Source organism: Deltaproteobacteria bacterium GWC2_65_14 (assembly GCA_001797615.1).
In the GTDB taxonomy this organism is placed as follows: domain Bacteria; phylum Desulfobacterota; class Deferrimicrobia; order Deferrimicrobiales; family Deferrimicrobiaceae; genus GWC2-65-14.
Genome location: MGPV01000058.1, coordinates 14784 through 17685, shown reverse-complemented (window position 1 = coordinate 17685; position 2902 = coordinate 14784). Strand labels below are relative to the sequence as shown.

The following is a 2902-nucleotide window of genomic DNA, read 5'->3' as shown; positions in this document are numbered from 1 at the left end:
ATATTTCGACTGGTGCACTTCGGGGACTCGAACCGGCGAGGGCGCCGACGAACAGGAGGAAAAGCGCGACTTTAGGAGCGCGTCAGCCCGAAGCCGCGCCGCAAAGGCCGATGGCGTGGACCGCCGAGGCTCACTGCGGTCGAGTCCCCCCTTCGGCACCATTTGGATATTAAAAGGGATTTCGGCTTCCCGCCGGAGTCCCTTTTTTTCGTAGAAAAGGGCCGACTGGCTCAAATATCGCTTCACAGGGTTGCAGAGCAGAGACTTTATCCTCCACTGGTGAGTGAGAGAGCATGGCCCCAAGCCGTGCCAGCTTATCAGTTTGAAGCCGGACCTTTCCCCTACCCGCGATTATTCCGATTTTCGATGTATCCATGAACCGTCTTCAAGATTCGTTTCCTTCTTTCCGATATAGATATCGTGAACCTTGTTCGGGAGGAAAGAAGTGGACGCGCAACGGAAAGAGAAGATCCTGGTCATCGACGATGAAGAAATCGTAGTACATGTTCTGGAGGCGCTCCTCTCCAAAGAAGGTCTCGATATCGAGTCGGCCTCTGACGGCCTGGAGGGGTTATCGAAGGCAAAAGAGATCAAGCCTGATCTCATCCTCCTGGACATCTCCATGCCGAAAATGAACGGCTTGGAGACCTGCCGCAGGTTAAAAGACGGGAACGGCACCCGCGGTATCCCCGTCGTGATGTTTACCGCCTATGCCGACAGGGAATCGAGGATCACGGCGCTCAAAGCGGGGGCGAACGATTTCCTGAGCAAGCCCGTCGACAATACCGAGTTGGTGGTCCGGGTCAACAATCTGTTGAAAGTCAAACGATACCAGGATTTCCTGGAGTCCCACAGCCATATCCTGGAAGAGCAGGTTGAGGAGAGAACGAAGCAGCTTCGAAAAGCGTTGCTGGATACGGTGCACCGGCTGACGCTTGCCGCGGAGTACCGGGATGAAGATACCTACACCCATATCAAGCGGGTCAGCGAATACACCAAAGTTCTCGTAAAAGAGCTGGGTATCCCCAAGGAAAAAGCAGGGATCATGTCGTATGCCGCCCCGATGCACGATATCGGGAAGGTCGGCATCCCGGATTCCATTCTCCTCAAGCCGGGCAGGCTGACGCCGCAGGAATTCGAGATCATGAAGACCCATACCACCGTCGGCGCGAGAATCCTTCGGGAGTCCGACAGCCCCTTCCTGCAGGCTGCCGAGACCTTCGCCCTGTCCCACCATGAGAGGTGGGACGGGAAAGGATATCCCCTCGGCTTGAAGGGAGAGGAGATCCCGATCGAGGGGCGAATCATGAACATCATCGACCAATACGATGCCTTGCGGAGCAAACGCCCCTACAAGCCTCCCTTCGACCATGAAACGGCGGTGCAGATCATCACCGAGGGAGACGAAAGGACTTCCCCCGACCACTTCGATCCGGAGATCTTGGCCATTTTCAAGAAGAAATCGGACCGATTCGGGGAAATTTTCGACGAGAACAAGGATTGAGGATGAAGGAGCGAAGAATCGATGGAAATGAAAAAATCCATGGGGATGGGAGGCATTTTCCGCTTTTGATTTCTAATCAGGGGGGATAATATTCGTATGTAAGTTCCTTCCGGGGAGATGGAATGCGACGTTCCCCCTTCTCCAGCGTTCGCACTCGAGTGATCCTGCTGTTCCTCCTTATTCTCGTTCCCCTTGTCACCTTATTTTATTTCAATTGCCTCGACCTCAGGCGTCGAGCCGTTGAGCATGCGAGGGAAGATGCGGCGAGGATCATCAATTTTGCGGTTATTCACGAGGAAGAGGTTCTTCGGGAGACGCGGCAGATCCTTGCGTTGCTTGCGAACAATCCAACGATCGTCAAGGGAGGGAAGCGCGCTAACGAACTGCTTGGTTCAATGCTTCAAAGTTTTCCGCAGTATACGAATTTCGGCGTCGCCCGTCCCGACGGAGAAGTGTATTGCAGTGCCCTTCCCTTCAAAAAACCTGTGAATGTGTCGGATCGTTCCTATTTCCGGGAAGCCCTCGAAAAACGGTCGTTCTCCGTCGGCCAGTACCAGGTGGGACGCATCACGGGAAAGCCCGCGATCAACTTCGGCCTCCCTATCTTCGACAGTGATGGAGATGTGGCCGCGGTGATCTACGCCGCACTCGATCTTTCCCTGTTGACGAAGTTCGAGTACGAAGTCGACATTCAGACACCCGCAAATTCCACTTACATAAAACTAGACAGCAAAGGATCCGTTCTGGCCGCTTACCCTGAAGCCCAATTTTTCGGGCGGGGAAACCCTCTGGAAAAGCCGATCTTCGAGAGGATCTCGAAGGAGAAGAAGGGGATATTCGAGGCCAAGGGAGCTGACGGCATTGAACGATTGTACCTGTTTTCCACCCTGAGCGGGCAGCTTTATGGAAATGGTGCGTATGTCCTCCTTGGCATTCCCACGGAGGGGCTCTATGCAGAGTCCAATCGTTTGCTTTCAAGGAACCTTACGATCCTTGCCGTAGTTGGGATCTTTTCCCTGGTGATCATGTGGTTCGGGGGAAATGTTCTGATCGTACGTCCCGTCGGCGTCCTCACGGAGGCGTCAAAGCGCTTAACCGCAGGGGATCTCACGGCGCGTTCCGGGTTGCCACCGACCCTGGGAGAACTGGGGCAGCTGGGTCAGACATTCGACGAGATGGCAGAAAAGCTCGAGCGAGAAATCGAGGAACGCAACGAAGCGCAGAGGCGTATCAGCAAGGGACTCAAGATGCTCGCAGGGCTTCATGCAATCGACCAGAAGGTTATTCAGGGGGCGAACATCGAGGATACCTTGCAGAAGGTTTGCGATACTGTCGTCGAGATTGGGTATCCCCTGTGTTGGGTGGGACTGGCCGAGCCTGACCACACCGTGCGGATTG

The 2902-nt window shown here is 54.6% G+C and carries 1 protein-coding gene and 1 pseudogene (1 of these 2 running past the window's edge); both read left to right on the top strand.

The window, feature by feature from the left end:
• The first annotated feature begins 427 nt into the window (after positions 1-427).
• Positions 428-1504 carry a two-component system response regulator gene (locus A2X88_05870; protein ID OGP33225.1) on the top strand — a complete coding sequence of 359 codons (1077 nt, stop codon included), beginning with the start codon at positions 428-430 and terminating at the stop codon, positions 1502-1504.
• Positions 1505-1626: 122 nt separating this feature from the next.
• Positions 1627-2902: pseudogene (locus tag A2X88_05865) on the top strand (hypothetical protein) (it continues 125 nt past the right edge of the window).